This is a genomic window from Sulfitobacter sp. HI0027 (genome assembly GCF_001634775.1).
Taxonomy (GTDB): Bacteria; Pseudomonadota; Alphaproteobacteria; order Rhodobacterales; family Rhodobacteraceae; genus Sulfitobacter.
Window position 1 is genome coordinate 1 of sequence record NZ_LWER01000231.1, and the last position, 17,482, is coordinate 17,482.

At 62.7% G+C, this 17,482-nt stretch carries 22 protein-coding genes; 7 read left to right on the top strand and 15 right to left on the bottom strand.

The annotated features are described in order from the left end of the window. Window positions 1-151 precede the first annotated feature (151 nt). From A3722_RS14700 to A3722_RS14710, 3 genes are read left to right on the top strand one after another with little or no spacing between them, the layout of a single operon-like run. A complete protein-coding gene (locus A3722_RS14700; protein ID WP_236627424.1) occupies window positions 152-694 on the top strand; it encodes a GNAT family N-acetyltransferase in 543 nt (180 codons plus the stop codon). 11 nt (window positions 695-705) lie between these two features. After that, window positions 706-1,275, top strand: coding sequence for a peroxidase-related enzyme (locus A3722_RS14705; protein ID WP_067628114.1), 570 nt, complete (start codon window positions 706-708; stop codon window positions 1,273-1,275). Further along, complete coding sequence (locus tag A3722_RS14710) at window positions 1,272-2,225, top strand: OmpA family protein (RefSeq protein ID WP_067628117.1); 954 nt, start codon at window positions 1,272-1,274, stop codon at window positions 2,223-2,225. The genes A3722_RS14705 and A3722_RS14710 overlap by 4 nt, the downstream gene beginning before the upstream one ends. Window position 2,226: 1 nt before the next feature. On the opposite strand, the gene A3722_RS14715 is transcribed toward A3722_RS14710, so the two are convergent. Next, window positions 2,227-2,658, bottom strand: coding sequence for an Lrp/AsnC family transcriptional regulator (locus A3722_RS14715; RefSeq protein WP_067628121.1), 432 nt, complete (start codon window positions 2,656-2,658; stop codon window positions 2,227-2,229). Window positions 2,659-2,782: 124 nt separating this feature from the next. Between A3722_RS14715 and A3722_RS14720 the strand changes: the two genes are divergently transcribed. Beyond that, a complete protein-coding gene (locus A3722_RS14720) occupies window positions 2,783-4,024 on the top strand; it encodes an MFS transporter (RefSeq protein WP_067916243.1) in 1,242 nt (413 codons plus the stop codon). Here the strand turns inward: A3722_RS14720 and A3722_RS14725 are convergent. Genes A3722_RS14725 through mbfA form a run of 6 tightly spaced genes read right to left on the bottom strand, consistent with a single transcriptional unit; the run spans window position 4,021 to window position 8,862 of the window. Beyond that, entirely contained in the window at window positions 4,021-4,935 is a 915-nt protein-coding gene (locus tag A3722_RS14725) for an ornithine cyclodeaminase family protein (RefSeq protein ID WP_067622170.1), read from the bottom strand. The two genes, A3722_RS14720 and A3722_RS14725, sit on opposite strands and share 4 nt — an antisense overlap. Then, a complete protein-coding gene (locus A3722_RS14730) occupies window positions 4,932-5,552 on the bottom strand; it encodes an HAD family hydrolase (protein WP_067622173.1) in 621 nt (206 codons plus the stop codon). Before A3722_RS14730 ends, A3722_RS14725 begins: the two co-directional genes overlap by 4 nt. Window positions 5,553-5,584: 32 nt before the next feature. Further along, the gene (locus tag A3722_RS14735) at window positions 5,585-6,037 is read right to left on the bottom strand and encodes a YaiI/YqxD family protein (RefSeq protein WP_067622176.1); all 453 of its coding nucleotides are present in this window, start codon (window positions 6,035-6,037) and stop codon (window positions 5,585-5,587) included. Window positions 6,038-6,040: 3 nt separating this feature from the next. Next, window positions 6,041-6,874 (bottom strand): S-formylglutathione hydrolase, encoded by an 834-nt coding sequence (fghA, locus tag A3722_RS14740; RefSeq protein ID WP_067622179.1) that lies wholly within the window; start codon window positions 6,872-6,874, stop codon window positions 6,041-6,043. A gap of 28 nt (window positions 6,875-6,902) precedes the next feature. Next, the gene (locus tag A3722_RS14745) at window positions 6,903-7,832 is read right to left on the bottom strand and encodes an AEC family transporter (protein WP_067622181.1); all 930 of its coding nucleotides are present in this window, start codon (window positions 7,830-7,832) and stop codon (window positions 6,903-6,905) included. Between the two features lie 55 nt (window positions 7,833-7,887). Continuing rightward, window positions 7,888-8,862, bottom strand: a complete 975-nt coding sequence (mbfA, locus tag A3722_RS14750; protein ID WP_067622184.1) for an iron exporter MbfA — start codon at window positions 8,860-8,862, stop codon at window positions 7,888-7,890. Between the two features lie 155 nt (window positions 8,863-9,017). Here mbfA and A3722_RS23445 point away from each other — a divergent pair, with 155 nt between their 5' ends. Then, window positions 9,018-9,497 (top strand): I78 family peptidase inhibitor, encoded by a 480-nt coding sequence (locus A3722_RS23445; protein ID WP_082849502.1) that lies wholly within the window; start codon window positions 9,018-9,020, stop codon window positions 9,495-9,497. A gap of 10 nt (window positions 9,498-9,507) precedes the next feature. On the opposite strand, the gene paaK is transcribed toward A3722_RS23445, so the two are convergent. Then, on the bottom strand, window positions 9,508-10,818 hold the full coding sequence (gene paaK / locus A3722_RS14760) for a phenylacetate--CoA ligase PaaK (RefSeq protein ID WP_067622187.1): 1,311 nt from the start codon (window positions 10,816-10,818) through the stop codon (window positions 9,508-9,510). Next, a complete protein-coding gene (gene paaI / locus A3722_RS14765) occupies window positions 10,818-11,255 on the bottom strand; it encodes a hydroxyphenylacetyl-CoA thioesterase PaaI (RefSeq protein WP_067622191.1) in 438 nt (145 codons plus the stop codon). Before paaI ends, paaK begins: the two co-directional genes overlap by 1 nt. Before the next feature lie 130 nt (window positions 11,256-11,385). Between paaI and A3722_RS14770 the strand changes: the two genes are divergently transcribed. Further along, window positions 11,386-11,733, top strand: coding sequence for a DUF2794 domain-containing protein (locus A3722_RS14770; protein ID WP_067622201.1), 348 nt, complete (start codon window positions 11,386-11,388; stop codon window positions 11,731-11,733). On the opposite strand, the gene A3722_RS14775 is transcribed toward A3722_RS14770, so the two are convergent. From A3722_RS14775 to A3722_RS14785, 3 genes are all read right to left on the bottom strand, one after another. Continuing rightward, on the bottom strand, window positions 11,730-12,512 hold the full coding sequence (locus A3722_RS14775) for a C40 family peptidase (RefSeq protein WP_067622195.1): 783 nt from the start codon (window positions 12,510-12,512) through the stop codon (window positions 11,730-11,732). The genes A3722_RS14770 and A3722_RS14775 overlap by 4 nt on opposite strands. Beyond that, window positions 12,509-13,891: a leucyl aminopeptidase family protein gene (locus A3722_RS14780; RefSeq protein ID WP_067916245.1), complete on the bottom strand. Its 1,383-nt coding sequence runs from the start codon at window positions 13,889-13,891 to the stop codon at window positions 12,509-12,511. Before A3722_RS14780 ends, A3722_RS14775 begins: the two co-directional genes overlap by 4 nt. A gap of 63 nt (window positions 13,892-13,954) precedes the next feature. Beyond that, window positions 13,955-14,332, bottom strand: a complete 378-nt coding sequence (locus tag A3722_RS14785; protein WP_067623578.1) for a hypothetical protein — start codon at window positions 14,330-14,332, stop codon at window positions 13,955-13,957. A 155-nt stretch (window positions 14,333-14,487) separates the two neighbouring features. Between A3722_RS14785 and A3722_RS14790 the strand changes: the two genes are divergently transcribed. Continuing rightward, entirely contained in the window at window positions 14,488-15,138 is a 651-nt protein-coding gene (locus A3722_RS14790; protein ID WP_067623576.1) for a carbonic anhydrase, read from the top strand. Between the two features lie 79 nt (window positions 15,139-15,217). Here the strand turns inward: A3722_RS14790 and A3722_RS14795 are convergent, their stop codons facing one another. The 3 genes from A3722_RS14795 to A3722_RS14805 all read right to left on the bottom strand — a co-directional run bounded on the left by A3722_RS14795 (window position 15,218) and on the right by A3722_RS14805 (window position 17,318). Then, window positions 15,218-16,240 carry an aspartate-semialdehyde dehydrogenase gene (locus tag A3722_RS14795; protein WP_067623574.1) on the bottom strand — a complete coding sequence of 341 codons (1,023 nt, stop codon included), beginning with the start codon at window positions 16,238-16,240 and terminating at the stop codon, window positions 15,218-15,220. A 108-nt stretch (window positions 16,241-16,348) separates the two neighbouring features. Then, complete coding sequence (locus A3722_RS14800; protein ID WP_082849503.1) at window positions 16,349-17,023, bottom strand: winged helix-turn-helix domain-containing protein; 675 nt, start codon at window positions 17,021-17,023, stop codon at window positions 16,349-16,351. A gap of 1 nt (window position 17,024) precedes the next feature. Further along, the gene (locus A3722_RS14805) at window positions 17,025-17,318 is read right to left on the bottom strand and encodes a hypothetical protein (RefSeq protein ID WP_067265999.1); all 294 of its coding nucleotides are present in this window, start codon (window positions 17,316-17,318) and stop codon (window positions 17,025-17,027) included. Between the last annotated feature and the right edge of the window lie 164 nt (window positions 17,319-17,482).

Here is a 17,482-nt window from a genome sequence, read left to right on the forward strand (position 1 = left end):
CAGGGTCCATGGCCCATGATNNACCGCCGCGCGGCGGTTTGATCATGGGCCATGGACCCTGCGCGAAGGGCAGGGCGGCGGCAAACGGGTCTCAGCAGCGACAGCGCGCGGGGCGGTCTCCGACGCCGACATTCCGACCGCCGAAGCGGCGATGCGTGAGATGGACCAGCGCCCGCTTTTCATGGTGCGCGTGGGGGAAGATGACCTCGACGCGCTGCTGGCCGCGCGGGGCTATGACGTGGTCGACCCGGTTACCGTACTGAGCGCGCCGATCACCCGGCTGACGGATGTGCCGATGCCCCCGGTCACCGCCTTTTGCATTTGGGAGCCGCTGGCGATCATGGCCGAGGTCTGGGCCGCCGGAGGGGTCGGCCCTGCGCGTCTTGCCGTGATGGACCGCGCCGCGGCCAAAACAGGCATCCTTGCGCGTTGGAATGAGAAACCCGCAGGCGTGGCCTTTGCCGGGGTGCACGAGGACATCTGCATGGTGCACGCCGTCGAGGTGCTGCCGCATCAACAGCGCCAAGGCGTGGCCACTTGGATCATGCGCGCCGCCGCCCATTGGGGGCAGGCCCAAGGGGCCAAGCGGCTTTCGGTGCTCTGCGTTGAATCCAATACCCGCGCGCAGGCGCTCTATGCCAAACTGGGCTTTGCCCCGGTCGGGCACTATCATTACCGTCAAAGCACTGAGTAAAGGATAAGACCATGGCCAACGACATGCCCACCGCCCTTGATCTGCCGATGGTCGATCCGCTGCCCGAAGCGACGCAGAAGTATTTCGACATCTGTCAGGAAAAGCTCGGGATGGTGCCGAATGTTCTGCGGGCCTATGCCTTTGACATCGACAAGCTAAACGCTTTTGCGGGCATGTATAACGATCTGATGCTGGGTGACAGTGCACTCAGCAAGCTTGAGCGTGAGATGATCGCGGTGGCGGTGTCCTCGGTCAACAAATGCTACTACTGCCTTGTGGCCCATGGGGCTGCAGTACGCGAAATGTCGGGCGATCCGCAATTGGGCGAGGCGCTGGTGATGAACTACCGCGTGGCCAAGATTACGGCCAAACAACGCGCCATGCTGGATTTCGCCGTCAAGCTGACCGAGGCGAGCGCCAAGGTCGAGGAGGCCGACCGTCAGGCGCTGCGCGATGCGGGTTTCACTGAGCGGGATATCTTTGACATCGCCAGTGTGGCCGGGTTCTTCAACATGACCAACCGGGTGGCCAGTGCCACCGACATGCGCCCGAACGACGATTACCACGCGCAGGCGCGATGAGCCGGGCGGGGGTTGCTGCGGCTCTGGTCGGGGTGCTGCTGGCGGCTCCCGCGGCGGCGCTTGAATTGGCGCTGCCCAGCACCGCGCGGATGACGGCAGAGCGTAACACCGCGCCGGATCGCTATGCCGCGCCCGTGGGTGTCTATGCCGAAGGGCAGGTGGCGCGGGTCAATGTAGATGGCAGCGTGCGCCGCGCTGCGTGGCGGATGGACACGCCGGGGCTGACCGCTTTGCAGGTGATGCGCCCGCTGCGGCGACAACTCAGCGAAGCGGGCTTTGACATCGTGCTCGACTGTGCCGCGCGGGAATGCGGCGGCTTTGATTTTCGCTTTGCGGTGGAGGTGCTGCCGGGGCCAAACATGTATGTGAACCTGCGGGCTTTCCACTTCATCACCGCCCTGCGCCGGGGCGAGGACGGAACGCCGACCGATGCGATCAGCATCCTTGCCAGCACGGCGGCGACCTCGGCCTATGTGCAGATCATCCAAGCCCGCAGCGGCGATGCGCCCGAAGGGGAAAGCACCCCCATCACGCCAGAGGCGACTGCGGAGGTGCCGCTTGCCACTGCGACGGGCGATTTCGCAGAAACCCTGAAGGTCGACGGCCATCTGGTCCTCAACCGGCTGGAGTTCGAGACCGGCACCTCTGCGCTTGGCCCCGGCCCCTTTGCCACACTTGAGCGGCTTGCCGAGTTGCTCAAGGCCGAGCCGGATCTGCGCGTGGCGCTGGTGGGGCATACCGACGCGGTGGGCAGTCTGGATGCCAACACCGCCCTGTCGCGCAGACGGGCCGAGGCGGTGCGGGACCGATTGGTGCAGAGCTATGACGTAGCCCCCGGCCGGGTCGAGGCGCAGGGTGCCGGCTATCTCGCGCCGCGGGCCAGCAACCTAACCGAAGCGGGCCGCGAGCAGAACCGCCGGGTTGAGGTGGTGGTGCTCTCTGCCGAGTAGGCTATTTCGTGACCGTCATCTGGGTGGCCAGCAGCAGGTTCGTCTCGCTGGAACTCACCCCCTGAATGCGGCGGATTTGGCCCAGCACGCTGTCCAACTCTTCGACGGTTTCGGTCCCCGTCTCGACAATCAAATCCCATTTGCCATTGGTCGCATGGATCGCCTGCACGGCGGGCATGCCCGCGAGGATACGCTTGATCCGGTCGGTGCCCGCCCCTTCGATGGCCAAGAGCGTATGGCCCCGGATCGGGCTGTGGCGCATGTCTTCTTTCAGGATCAGCGTAAAGCCCAAGATCGCGCCGGAACTGACCAGACATTCGACCCGCGCGCGGACCGTCACCCGCGACAGGCCCGTGGTGGCCGCCAGCGCGGAATAGGACATGCGTGCGTCGCGGCGCAGTTCTGCGATGATCTTATTGTCGATCTCGTCCATGGGGGATCCCGTTTGCTTTGTTGAATAGGGTTTACGGCAGCGCGGGCAAGCTGGCCAGCCTTTGGGGATGCGCAATTGACGGCGGCGGGGAAACCCATAATCTGCCGCGGAAAGGATTTCCTCCATGCAAAGCCGCGCGCCCCTGTTCACCCCGGTCTTGATGGTCGGTTGTATCATCATCATGGTCAGCTTCGCCGTGCGGGCCTCTTTCGGCGTGTTCCAGATTCCGATTGCCGAAGAATTCGCATGGGCGCGGAGCGAGTTTTCCCTCGCCATCGCGATCCAGAACCTTGCATGGGGCATCGGTCAGCCGATCTTTGGCGCGTTGGCTGAAAAGATCGGCGACCGAAAGGCGATCATCATTGGCGCGGTGGTCTATGCGGTGGGGCTGCTTTTGTCGGCCAACTCCGCGACCCCGATTGAGCATCAGACCTATGCTTGGCTGGTGGGGTTCGGCATCGCGGGCACGGGTTTTGGCGTGATCTTGGCCGTGGTGGGCCGCGCCGCGTCAGACGACAACCGCTCCATGTCGCTGGCCATCGCCACGGCGGCGGGCAGTGCGGGGCAGGTCTTTGGCGCGCCGGTGGCAGAGTGGATGCTAAGCTTCATGTCTTGGCAGATGACCTTTGTCAGTTTCGCGGGGGTGATCCTTGCGATGCTGCTGACCCTGCCGATGATGCGCGCGCCTGCGATGGCCAGCCGCGCCGAGCTTGAGGAGTCGATGGGCCAAATTCTCGGCAAAGCCTTCCGCGATCCGTCCTATACGCTGATTTTTCTGGGCTTCTTCTCCTGCGGGTATCAGCTTGCCTTCATCACCGCGCATTTCCCGGCCTTTGTGACCGAGATGTGCGGCCCGATTTTGGCCGGAGGTGCGCTGCATAACATCGGCATCACCACCACCTCGGCGCTTGGCGCGGTGGCGATCTCGCTCATCGGGCTCGCCAATATCGCGGGGACTTTGCTCGCCGGATGGGCGGGCAAACGTTATTCCAAGAAATACCTGCTGGCGGGGATTTACGTGGGGCGCACGGTGATCGCGGCGGCCTTCATCATGTTCCCGATCACGCCGTTGACGGTGATCCTGTTCTCGGTCGGTATGGGGGCGCTTTGGCTTGCCACGGTGCCGCTGACCAGCGGATTGGTCGCGCATATCTATGGGTTGCGCTACATGGGCACGCTTTATGGGATCGTCTTTTTCAGCCACCAGTTGGGCAGCTTCCTTGGCGTTTGGCTGGGCGGGCGGATGTATGACATCTATGGCAGCTACACCGGCGTCTGGTGGGTCGGTGTGGCCGTGGGGGCGTTTAGCGCCATCGTGCACCTGCCGATCCGCGAGAAACGGTTGGAGGGGCTGGTGACCGCTTAACGCGCCCGCCAACGCTCAAGGATGTGGCGCGCGGTCATCAGGTCCAGATGCGCGCCGCCGCCGTTCTTGAACAGGGTAATTTCATCATCGCGTTGGCGGGTGAAGGCCCCGAGGTCGTAGTAATCCGCAATGAGGTGGTCGCGGGTGATTGTGCCTGCTTCAAGCGGGATGTTGATTTCGCCGATATGGCCGATCGTGGTGTCGAAGCTGTCGACAAAGACCCGCGCGCGCAGCAGCGCCGAGTCGTCCACCTCACGCATGTCGGGGCGGTAGGCACCGATGAGGTCGATATGCTGGCCGGGTTGCAGCCAGTCGCCCCTGATCAGCGGGTCGGTCGACATGGTGGCGGAGGTCACGATATCGGCGGCACGGACGGCCTGTTCCAGATCGGTCGCTACGTTGATCTTTAGCTCAGCCGCCATGGCTTCTGCGTTCTTGGGCGTCCGGTTCCAGACGGTGAAACGCGCGTTCGGGAAGGCCGCGGAATAGGCGGCGTGCAGGGCGCGGCCTTGGGTGCCCGCGCCGACGATCAGGATGTTCTCGCTGTCGGGTCGCGCCAGCCGCCGCGCGGCCAGCAGGCTGTCACCAGCGGTTTTCCATTTGGTGACGAGGTGGAAATCCACGATCGCGGCGAGCGTGCCGGTTTCGTCATCAAAGAGGGACACGCCGCCGTTGACCATCGGTACCTCGCGGTCGGGATTGCCGGGGAAGATCGTGGCGGATTTCACCGCAATGCCCAGCCCGTCGATCCATGCCGCGCGGCTGAGCAGCGTGTCCTTGCCGCGATAGAGGAAAGTGTCGCCAATCTCGGCCTTGGGCAGGTCATGGCCCGTGGCCAGCGCATCGGTGAGCGCAATCCAGTCCAGTAGCGCCTCGCCTTCGTCGAAAGAGATATTGGGGATCACGGTCATGTGGCTTCCTCCCGGCTCAGCAACCCGGCGTGAACGAGCCGGTCAGCCCATCCCTGCGGCCCGGTGAAGTGATGCGTCTGCCAACCGCGCGCATCGGCAGCGGCGATATTGTCGGCGCGGTCGTCGGTAAACAGTAGCGCTTCGGGCGGCAGGCCGCTGCCCTGCTCCACGGCCTCGTAAATCGACGGGGCCGGTTTGATCATGCCCAAGTGGCCGGAAATGAAATCACGGTCGAATTCACGCAGGAAGGGGTAATGGGTCGCGGCCAGATCATAGCTCTGGATGCCAAAGTTGGTGAGCGAGAAGACCGGCACACCACGCGCCTGAAGCGCTTTCATCAGTCGCAGGGAGTGGTCGATCACCGGGGCGGCCATCTCGATCCAGCGGTCGTGCCAAAGGCGGATTTCATCTCGCCAATCGGCGTATTCCTCAGCCGTGGCATAGATCGTGTCGCGGAAGTTTTCGCCGCTGTCGACGCGGTCGTTCATGCCGTGCAGATCGACGGCATCGAACATGGCGCGGCGGCGGTCTGCGCCGATGACGCTGTCGTAGAAGCGTTCGGGTTGCCATTCGATCAATACGTTGCCGATGTCGAAAACGACCGCCTGAGGTGTCATATCACTTGCCCTATCAATTCCTAAACGCGGGGCTAACCCCGCGCTGCCGCGCGCAATTCCCGCTCCAATGCCTCTAGGAAGCGGGAGCGATCGGCCTTTGTAAACCCCTTGCCGCCGCCTTGGCGAAAGGGGTCGGCGGCGCGCAGGTCGGTCATCAGATCGCGGGTGGCCAGCACGTTGCCGATGTTGGCCTGTGTCAGCGCTTCGCCGTTGTGTTTCAGCACCCGCGCCCCGGCCTCGACGCATTTGGCGGCCAGTGGGATATCCCCCGTCACCACCACATCCCCCTTGCCGCAGCGGTCAGCGATCCACATGTCGGCGATGTCGGGCCCATCAGGGACGATCACCACCTCGACCAGCGGGTTTTGCGACATGCGCAGGCCCCCGTTCGAGACGAGGAACATCTTGACCTTATGGCGGGTCGCCACCCGCTCGGCTTCGGCTTTGACGGGGCAGGCGTCGGCGTCGATATAGAGCGCGGTCATCGGTCAGCCCGCATAGAGCGCGTCGGCGTGGAAGGCGACGTGATCTTCCATAAAACTCGCCACGAAGAAATAGCTGTGGTCATAGCCCGGCTGCATGCGGAAGCTGCCTTGCTGGCGTTTGGCGGCCATGGCCTCGGCCAATGCTTCGGGTTTCAGCAGGTCGAGGAACTGGTCGCTGCCGCCTTGGTCGATCAGGATCGGCCCGTCGAAACCCTTTTCGCGCATCAGCAGGGTGCTGTCGTGTTTTGCCCAAGTGCTTTCATCCGTGCCCAGATAGGCGCTGAGTTGCTTCTTGCCCCAATCGCTCGACGTAGGGTGGGTGATTGGCGCAAAGGCCGAGACCGAGAGGAACCGCCCCGGCAGGTTCATCGCCAGTGTCAGCGCGCCGTGGCCGCCCATCGAATGCCCGGTGATGCCTTGGCGCTCCATATCGAGGGCGAAGTTTTCACCGATCAGGCCGGGCAGTTCCTCGGCCAGATAGTCCCACATCTGGTAGTGTTTGGCCCAAGGCCCCTGCGTGGCGTTCACATAGAACCCCGCGCCTTTGCCGAGGTCGTAAGCGTCGTCATCTGCCACATCCTCACCGCGCGGCGAAGTGTCGGGGAAGACGACCGCGATGCCGTGCTCGGCTGCCCAAAGCTGCGCGCCCGCCTTGGTCATCGCGTTCTCATGGGTGCAGGTCAGGCCCGAGAGATACCACAGCACCGGCACCGGGCCGTCCTGCGCCTCGGCGGGGAGGAAGAGGCCAAAGGTCATGTCGCAGCCGCAGGCGTCGGAGTTGTGGGAGTAAACCCCCTGCGTGCCACCGAAACAGGCGTTTTCCGAGATGGTTTTCATGGCAGCGTTCCTTTCGAACTTGAATGTGTCACAGGGCCGAGACCCAGCCTACGACAAGGCTGACGGTCACGATACTGACTGTGGTTGAGACGAGAATGGCGGCAGAGACCCGCTGAGGTGCTACGCCATAATGTTGGGCGAGCATATAGACATTGCCCGCCACCGGCAGTGCTGCGGCGGCGATGATGACCCCGGCTTTGTAGGGATCGACGCCGAAAAGAAACAGCGCACCAAAGGCCACGAAAAGCGGGTGCAGCACGAGTTTGCAAAAGGTCAGCCAGCCTGCGATCTCAATCCGCTCGGCGGATTTGGAAGCCAGCGAAGCGCCGATGGCAAAGAGCGCCCCGGGGGTGGCAGCCCCGCCGAGGATGGCGAGGAATTCGTTCAGCGGCACGGGGATCGGGATGCCGAAGCCCGACCAGAGGAACCCCAAGGTGATGGCGACGATCATCGGGTTTTTCAGCAGCCCCAGTCCCACGATCTTGAGCGTCGCCAGCCGCAACTGCCCCTCGCGGGAGCCGGTGATCAGGATCACGATGAGGCTGGAAAAGATGATCATGTCGACGGTCAGCGCCAGCAGCACGGGGCCGATCGCCTCTGGCCCCAGAAGCAGCGTCAGCATCGGCACGCCCAGAAACCCGGTGTTGCCGATCACGGCGCATTGCGCCTCGATCCCGTTGGTCGCCACATCCAGCCGGCGTAGGAAGCCGACGAGGCTGGCGATAGCATAGACGAAGGCCGTGCCCCAAAGATAGGCGGCGACAAGGCGGCTGTCCCAAACCTCGGCCAGTGAGAGATTGGCGGAAAAGCGGAACAGCATCGCCGAGAGGGCGAAATAGAAAACGAATTTGGTGAGATAGGCCGTCGCTTCGGCTGAGAAGAACCGCGTGCGCCCGGCCCAGTAGCCAAGGCCGATCAGCGCAAAGAACGGCAGGGTTTTCAGGAAGATCGCGACCATGGGTCAAGCATTAGCCAGCCCGCCCTTGGGGTGCAATGGGGCATGGCCCTTTGCCTTACCCTGAGCCGATCAGCACCCCGGCGGCAAAGACCAATGCGCCGCCCAGCACCACTTGGAACGCGGCGCGAAAGAAGGGTGTTTCCATGAACTTATTCTGGATCCACGCAATCGCCCAAAGCTCTACAAAGACGACGATGATCGCCACGACAGTTGCGGTCCAGAAGTCGGTGATCAGGTAGGGCAGCGCGTGGCCCAGCCCGCCCACCGTGGTCATCACGCCCGAGGCTACCCCGCGTTTGATCGGAGAGCCGCGGCCCGACAGTTCCCCATCGTCCGATGCCGCCTCGGTGAAGCCCATTGAGATGCCCGCCCCGACGCTCGCCGCAAGGCCGACGAGGAAGGTCGTCCAAGTGTTATGGGTGGCAAATGCGGTGGCGAAGATGGGGGCGAGGGTAGAGACTGACCCGTCCATCAGCCCCGCCAGCCCCGGCTGGACCCATGTCAGCAAAAACTGCCGATGCGCGCGGCTGTCTTCGTCGCTGCGGCTGTCGGTGTTAAGGTGTTTCTCGGTCAAATCCTGCGCGCTGCCGTGGTGGCCTGCCTCGGCAGCGGCCAGATCACCTAACAACTGCCGTGTCGCCGCGTCTGACGTGCGCGCGGCGGCGGCATGGTAGAACCGCTCGGCGTCCTGTTCCATCGCGGCGGCCTCTTGTCGAATACGCTCTAGCGACAGGTTCTCGATCAGCCAGACCGGACGGCGCGCGTAGTAGCCCGAGACATGTTCGCGCCGGATTAGCGGGATGACATCCCCAAAACGGGCGCGGTGCAGGTCAATCAAGCGGCGGCGGTGTTCGTTCTCCTCCTCGGCCATCCCGTCAAAGACGGCGGCGCTGTCGGGGTATGCCTCGCGCAGCCTTTCGGCATAGTCGCGATAGATGCGCGCGTCATCCTCTTCAGAGGAGATGGCCAGCGCCAGCACCTCTTGTTCGCTCAGGTCTTTGAAACGTTTGCGGTTGAGGGAAAATCGCATCGAGAAGGCTCCGTGGTCTGGCCCTCACAGTAGGGCCATCGGCGGGTTCCAGCAAATGCAAAGCGCCTTGCCCTTGGCGGCGCGCGTGATGGACCTACCTGTTGCGGGATGGTCGGCCCTTGCTCCGACGCCACGCGAATAACGAGGTTTGGAACATGAGATTAGTTTTCTTGGCACCCCTATTGGTGGCGGGCTGCGCCGAAGTGGCGACAGCGCCGGTGCAAAACCCCATTCCGGCCCCGGTTGCGCCGAGGGGGCAGATTACGCCACCGGCGGCCACAACAACACCGCCCACACAGACCGCGCCACGCCCCGCACGGACAGAAGCGCGCGCCTCCACGACCAAGCCCAAGCCCCTGCCCAATTCGGTGATCGACGCGGTGAATGAGCCGTCTAGTAACTCTAGCAGTTCCAGCACGCCTATAGCGCCCACGCCTGCCAAGCCACTGGCGGAATCCTGCAAAGAAGGCAGCTGGTGGGGTCTGATTGGCCGTCCCCGCGCGGCGGCAAACATCGTGTCCGAGCCCAAGCGCGTCTATACCGAGGGCGACCCGGTGACCACGGACGCCAATCCCAACCGCACCAACATCGTGTTGGACGCGGAAGGGAAGATCGCCAAGGTCACCTGCGGCTAGGCTCTACCGCCTAGCCCTTTGGCCGCTTGTCGAGAATGCGCACGGCTTTGCCCTCTGACCGGGCAACGCCGCCTACGTCCATGACCTCGACCTTGATCGAGATGCCAACGGTTTGCTTGATCTGCGCCGAGAGCGCTTTGATCGCGGTGGCACGGGCGTCGGGGGTCACGCTGGCATCCGCGCATTCGCAGAGCACGCGCATCTGATCCATCCGGTCGGGCCGCGACAGTTCGATCTGGAAATGCGGGGCAAGCCCCGGCGTGGCCATCAGCGCTTCTTCGATCTGGGTGGGGAAGACGTTGACGCCGCGCAGGATGATCATGTCGTCGCTGCGGCCCGTCACCTTCTCCATCCGCCGCATGGAGCGCGCGGTGCCCGCTAGCAACCGGGTCAGGTCGCGGGTGCGGTAGCGGATGATCGGAAAGGCTTGCTTGGTGAGGGAGGTGAACACCAGCTCGCCCATTTCACCATCTTCGACCGGGGCACCTGTTTCGGGGTTAATGATCTCGGGGTAGAAGTGATCCTCCCAGATGTGCAGCCCGTCCTTGGTCTCCACACATTCCATCGAAACGCCCGGCCCCATGACTTCGCTGAGGCCGTAGATATCGACGGCATGCATGTCGAAGGCCTGCTCGATCTCAAGCCGCATGGCGTTGGTCCAAGGCTCTGCGCCGAAGATGCCGACCTCTAACGAGGATTGGCGCGGGTCGATGCCTTGGTTGGCGAATTCATCCAAAATCGACAGCGCGTAGGAGGGTGTCACCGTGATGCCCTTGGGCTGAAAATCCTCGATCAGCCGCACTTGGCGTGGGGTCATCCCGCCCGAGATCGGCACGGTCGAGAGGCCAAGCGCGTCAGCGCCAAGGTGAATGCCCAAGCCGCCAGTAAACAGCCCGTAGCCATAGGCGTTGTGCAGCATGTCGCCCGGGCGCATCCCTGCCGCGCGCAGGGAACGGGCGACGACTTGGCCCCAGTTGGCCAGATCGTCCTTGGTATAGCCCACCACCGTCGGCTGGCCGGTGGTGCCGGAAGACGCATGGATCCGCGCCACCTGATCGCGCGGCACGGCGAACATGCCAAAGGGGTAATTGTCGCGCAGATCGGTCTTGACGGTGAAGGGAAAGCGCGAGAGATCGGAAAGCTGTTTCAGATCGTCGGGGTGCACGCCTGCATCGTCAAAGCTTTGCTTATAGAAAGGCCCGTTGTCATAGGCGTGGCGCAGGGACCATTTCAGACGGTCCAGTTGCAGGGCGCTGATCTCGTCCCGGCTGGCGATCTCAATTGGGTCGAGCGTATCCTTCGCGGGGGTCAGGTCTTTCATCAGGTCGGCTCCTCCTCGGTAAATAGCTGGCCGTTGATGCTGCGGGAGAGCCCGCGAAACAGGGCCACGACACGGTCATCCTCGCCCGTGACGGTCACATCATAGATGCCCGACCGACCGCTGCGCGACACTTCGCGTGCGGTGGCGGTCAACCGCTCCTCCGGCTGGCCGGGGCTGAGATAGGTGATCTGGTTCTGCTGGGCGACAGTGGTCTGGTTGTAGCTGTTGCAGGCAAAGGCAAAGGCGCTGTCGGCCAGTGTGAAGATAAAACCACCGTGGCAAATTCCGTGGCCGTTAAGCATGTCCGGGCGCACCGACATCGACAAAACCGCGCCGCCGGGGGTCACATCGTCGATGGTCATGCCCAATCCGGCAGAGGCGGAATCTTGGGCGAACATCACCTCGGCACATTTGCGGGCGCGGGCTTCTGGGGTCATTCCATCGGACCTTTGTGTTTCATTTTTCAGATTGGTTGCACAATTCTGTAACGCTTTCAAGAAATTTAGAGCGGCGCATTCGACCATGTCAGGGCTTGATTTGGCCCCCATCAGGGTCAACTGTAAAGCCATGAGCATAGAGCCCCCATCGCCGATCACGGCTTTCGAGCGCCCCGCCGAACAGGTCGCATTCCACCGCACGGAATTGTCGCTGATCCTATCGCTTTATGGCCGGATGGTCGCCGCCGGAGAGTGGCGCGATTACGGGATTTCCCACCTTAAAGAAGTGGCGGTCTTTTCAGTCTTTCGGCGCACGGCGGAGATACCGCTTTACCGGATCGAAAAGCGGCCAAAGCTGCGCAACCGCCAAGGCATGTATGCTGTGGTGGGCACCGGCGGGCAGGTGCTGCGTCGGGGCCACGACCTTAAGGCCGTGCTGCGCGTGTTGGAGCGCAAGCTGATCCGGTCGGTGGATTAAACGCCGGGGCGGCGATGTGCAGTCACCGGCCCGTCGCCAGCGGCTTCGATCCGGGCGATGGCATCGGTGATGTTTTCATAGCTCACGGCCATCGCATGGGCATTGGCGTGGATCATCGTTTTGGCATCGACCACCAACGCGACATGGCCTTTCCAGAACAGCAGATCATTGCGTTGGTAGTCACCTTCGACCGGCCCGCCCACGGTGCTCTCTTGCTGGTCACTGTCACCGGGGCAGGGGATGCCGCAGGCCAGCAGCGCCGCCTGCACGAGGCCCGAACAATCGATCCCCCAGCGGCTGTTGCCGCCCCAAAGGTAGGGCGTGCCGAGGAACAGCGCCGCCACCGAGGCCGGGTTGCCGTGATGTTGGTCCCGCGGGGCGAGGTGCCCCTTCGGGATATGTCCCTGCGGTGTTTCGGCGAAATTCTCGGTTTCCCCGGTGACCGTTACCAGACTGCCGAAGCTGAGGCTCAGCAGATCGGGTGATTTCAGATCGGCGTTGCGATAGGCATGGGTGGCGGGGACGCAGACACGGTGGCTGGCGTTGCGCGGCGTGCCGAGGGTGCTTTGCAGAACATGGCCGCAATAGCCATCCTTCTCGGACTGCACATAGGCCCAGCCCGAAGCTTCATGTAGCACCCTTACCTGCTCACCGAACAACACCTGCCGGTCGCGCGGCCCGACGGGACGGCGGCAGAGGTCTGCCACCGGCACCGCCACCTGCGCGGCGCGGCTTTGGCTCGCCAGCGCCGGGTCCGGGGTGAGGCGTGGATCGCTCATGGCTTTAGCAGGGCTGGCAGCGCAGCATAGAGCGCGCGGGTGCCTTGGCCCGCGCCGCCTTTGGGGCGGGCGGGGGCGTCGGCGGGCTGCCAGCCGTAGATGTCAAAATGGGCATATTTGCTCTCGGTCACAAAGCGGCGCAGGAAAAGCGCTGCGGTGATCGACCCGGCAAAGCCGCCCTTGGGCGCGTTGTCGAGATCGGCAATACCGGGCTCGATCAGCGCCTCGTAAGCGTCATGGAAAGGCATCCGCCAGACCGGATCGGCAGACCCCGCAGCGGCGTCTTCCAAGGCCGAGACGAAAGCGGCATCGTCGCTGTAATAGGGCGCGAGGTCAGGCCCCACGGCGACTCGCGCGGCCCCGGTGAGCGTCGCCATCGAGATGATCTGATCCGGTTTGTCCTCATCCGCCAGCGCCAGCGCATCGGCCAATACCAGACGCCCTTCAGCGTCGGTGTTGTTGATCTCTACCGTCAGCCCCTTGCGCGAGGTCAGGATGTCGCCGGGGCGGAAGGCATTGCCGGAGACCGAATTTTCCACCGCCGGGATCAGCACGCGCAGTTGCACTGCCATGCCGGTGGCCATGATCATATGCGCCAGCCCCAATACGGCAGCGGCCCCGCCCATGTCCTTTTTCATCAGCGCCATGGACGCACCGGGTTTCAGGTTTAGCCCGCCGGTGTCGAAACAGACGCCTTTGCCCACCAGCGTCAGCTTTGGCCCCGTGTCGCCCCATGCCATGTCGATCAAACGCGGCGCGCGGTCGGCGGCGCGGCCAACGGCGTGGATCATCGGCAGGTTGTTCTCTAGCAGCGCGTCGCCGGTTGTGACTTCGATCTTCGCGCCATGCTGCTCGGCCAATTTGCGCGCGGCGGCTTCCAGGTCGGGCGGCCCCATATCTGAGGCGGGGGTGTTGATCAGGTCGCGGGTCAGCATTTCACCCGTGGCCAGCGCCGCGATCTGATCGGCGTCGATCCCTTCGGGCGCGACAAGACGGGCGGCCAGCGCGGTTTGGTCGCGGTAGCGGTCAAAGCGGTAGCCCGCCAGCAGCCAGCCAAGCGCCTCGTTCGCGGCTTGGTCCTCCGGCAGACCGCTTTCAATTCGGTAGTCGCCCGCAGGCAGCTTTGCGGCTGCGGCGGCAAGGTGAAAGCGGCCCCTGCGGCGCGCGGCTTCGGTGCCGTAACCCGCCAATGCCAGCGCGGGGGTGCCTTCCTCCCCCGGCACCACAAGCGCCTGACCAAGAGCACCCGCAAAACCGCTGGCTTTGACCCATGCCTGCACCGGGCCGGGCTGATCGGCAAGCCAGCCTTCAAGCGCGGCTTCGCTCAGGACATGCAGCGGCAGGGTGGCGGAGGAGGAGGTGGCGAATTCGGCGGACATGACAAACCTTTGCAAATCTCTATTTGCGCGCAGCCTACCTTTTCCATCGCCACCCGCAAGCGGTCAGATCGTGATGTCAGGCAAGTCCCATATCGCGGTGAGCGACCGTTCACCGCTGCGGATCAACCGCGACAGAGTGGCGGCGGTCGCGATGTCATCCCCCGCGTCGATACAGATCACCACATCCGCCGCCACCCGTGCGACCAGCGCCATGCCGACCTGCTCTGCAATGGCGATCAGGCGGTGCACGCTTTTGCGCAGCCCGGCGCGGTCTTGGTCCTTGTGCAGCTTTTTGCAATGCGACAGGCGCAGGGCCAATTCCTCCATCGCGCGGCAGACGACATCTTCGGCGCCCACCTCCCCGAGTTGCGTGTAGAGCAGGCCAAGCCGCTCTTGATCGACATAGACCTGCTCAGTCGGGCGTATTTGCATAAGTTGCATTGGTATCATCCTTCAATCAGCCCCCACGGCCTTGAGACAATATGGCGCGGGAAGGTGTGCAAAGGGTTGCGATGGCTGTGCCTTTTCTCTCGAATTCGTATGACATTTGCGCTATCTGCGCTGAAACCGCTTCATGCATTAAGGGACGTTTACACATGGACAAGGCCAAGGCTCTGCCGTCGTATCTGTTGCAACGCTATCAAGGGTGGAAGGCGACCGGCTATGCCGAGAACCAAACCTGGTACCGCCGATTGGCCGCCGAGGGGCAGCGCCCGCGTGCGATGGTAATCTCCTGCTGCGACAGCCGCGTGCATGTGACCTCAATCTTCGGGGCCGATCAGGGGGAGTTCTTCATCCACCGCAACATCGCCAACCTTGTCCCGCCCTATGAGCCGGACGGCAAACAGCACGGGACCTCAGCGGCGGTGGAATATGCCGTGAACGCGCTGAAGGTCGCGCATCTGATTGTGCTGGGCCATTCCAGCTGCGGCGGCGTCGCGGGCTGCATCCAGATGTGCAAAGGCAACGCGCCCGAACTTGAGAACCAAGACAGTTTCGTGGGCCGCTGGATGGACCTGCTGCGCCCGAAATACGAGACCGTAGAAAAGGTCGAAGACCCGGCAGAGCAGCAGCTTTTGCTGGAGCGTCAGGCGGTGCTGACCTCGCTTGAGAACCTGATGACCTTCCCGTGGATCAAGGAAAAGGTCGAAGATGGCACGCTGAGCCTGCACGGCCTGTGGACCGACATCGGCGAGGGCAGCTTGGAATATTACGACGCCAAGGCGCAGACATTCGAGCCGGTTTAAGCCCATCGCAGATGCATTAGGCAGAGACGAAAAAGGGGGTCGGTTGGCCCCCTTTTTATTCCTAGACTGCGGCTGAACCTCAGCCCTTTTTCAGTACTTCGCGGCCCAGCAGTTCGGCGATCTGAACGGCGTTCAGGGCGGCACCCTTGCGCAGGTTGTCGCTGACGCACCACAGGTTGATGCCGTTGTCGATGGTGCTGTCCTGACGGATGCGGCTGATGAAGGTGGCGAAGTCACCCACACATTCCACCGGCGTGACGTAGCCGCCGTCTTCGCGCTTGTCGATCACCATGAGACCCGGCGCTTCGCGCAGGATGTCGCGCGCTTCGGCTTCGTCGAGGTGGTCTTCGAATTCGATGTTGATCGATTCCGCATGGCCCACGAAGACCGGCACGCGCACGCAGGTCGCGGTGACTTTGATCGACGGGTCGACGATTTTTTTGGTCTCGGCGACCATCTTCCATTCTTCCTTGGTCGAGCCGTCTTCGAGGAAGACGTCGATATGCGGAATCACGTTGAAGGCGATCTGCTTGGTGAACTTGCTGGCGGGCTTGTCATCGGTCGGGTTGTAGATGCTTTTGGTCTGATCCCAAAGCTCATCAATGCCTTCCTTGCCCGCGCCGGAAACCGACTGGTAAGTCGAGACGACGACGCGTTTGATCTTGGCGCGGTCATGCAACGGCTTCAACGCCACAACCATCTGCGCGGTCGAGCAGTTGGGGTTGGCGATGATGTTTTTCTTGGAATAGCCGTGCACGTCCTGCGGGTTCACCTCGGGCACGATCAGCGGCACGTCTTGATCATAGCGGTAAAGCGAGGAGTTATCGATCACCACGCAGCCCGCCTTGGCAGCGGCAGGAGCGTATTTCTTGGTCGCTTCGGAACCCACGGCAAAAAGCGCCATGTCCCAGCCAGTGAAGTCGAAAGTGTCGAGGTCTTTGGTCTTGAGGGTCTTGTCCCCAAAGCTGATCTCGGACCCCAGCGAGCGGCGGCTGGCCAGAGCCACGATCTCGTCCACGGGGAACTGACGCTCCGCGAGGATGTTCAACATTTCACGGCCCACATTGCCTGTGGCACCGACGACGGCGACGCGATAACCCATCTGATTACTCCAGTCTGTCCAATTAAATTTGACGCCATTTAACGTGCCTGCGGGGCATTGGCTAGGGCCAGCCGCGCGCGGGCAGGGTGGAGCGGTGCTTTGCCGAGGTTAAAGAACCTTGATCACGTCCTTGTTGATCGCCAGCATATAGCCGCGCCGGGCGATGTTTTTGACCAGCAGTTCCGACACCAATTGATTGCCCAAGGTGTCGCGCAAACGCTTGATCCGCGTGGCCCCGGCGGCCTCATCACAGTCGGCGGCGTTGCGACCCGATATCATGCCTTCGATCTCGGACCCTGACAGCACGTCATCGTCCATCCGCGCTTCGGCGAGAACCGACATCGTCTCCATCGCGGCGGCGGTCAGTTTGAAGCCGAGGTTGTTGAGATAAACGGTATTCTCTTCGCGGCTGATCAGCAGGGAGTTCACCTGAATGCCCGTCCGCTCAATCTGCGCCATACGGCGGTTAAAGCCGACCAGCATGAACAAAAACACCATCGCCGCGACCAGCATGGCGCTGGCAAAGACCAGCAACACGACGATCACGATGCGGTAGCTGGCCAAAGTCTCAGAAAAGGCAGTGCCGGACTGGGCGAGGATTTCGAGAAGCTTGATCTCGGCTTGGGTGGTCAGATCGTCATTCTCGATAAAGATCCGCTCAACCCGAGCATTAAAGACGTTCGCATCCGGCAGCGCCCAAAGCAGGACAAGCGCCCCGACCAAAAGCACGGCGACCACGGCGGCGATGCCACCGATCACGAAACGCCCGCCAAATCTGCGCATGTCAGAAGCGGAGGTAGAATGTTCCTGCACTGTCTTTCCTTTGATCCAAGCCTTCGTCACCGAAGACAGACAGCACATTCAACAATGTCCAGCCCTCCGCTGCAAGACGCGGCGTGAGTTCGGTTTCGGCGGAGGCTGGCTCACAGGCCCCGGAAATCTGCGCCACCCCGTAATGGAGGCGCAGCGGATTGTCTTGCTTGGCCTTGTAATCGGCAAAGCATCCAGCCGTTGCCGCAGCGGGCAGGGCCAGTATGACCGCCAGCGCGGTCAGCAAGGAGAGACATGGGTTTTTCATATGTTTTTAATGCGCTTTCGCCCGCTGTTATTCAATAACCAAGGCGTTTTGGGCGCCTTGTTATTGGATAACGCCCCCCTGTTATTGCCTGTCTTTGGCCCTCACCCCAATTTGGTGGCACCAACAGACACACGAACCGATACGCGGTCCCCGAGTTATGACCG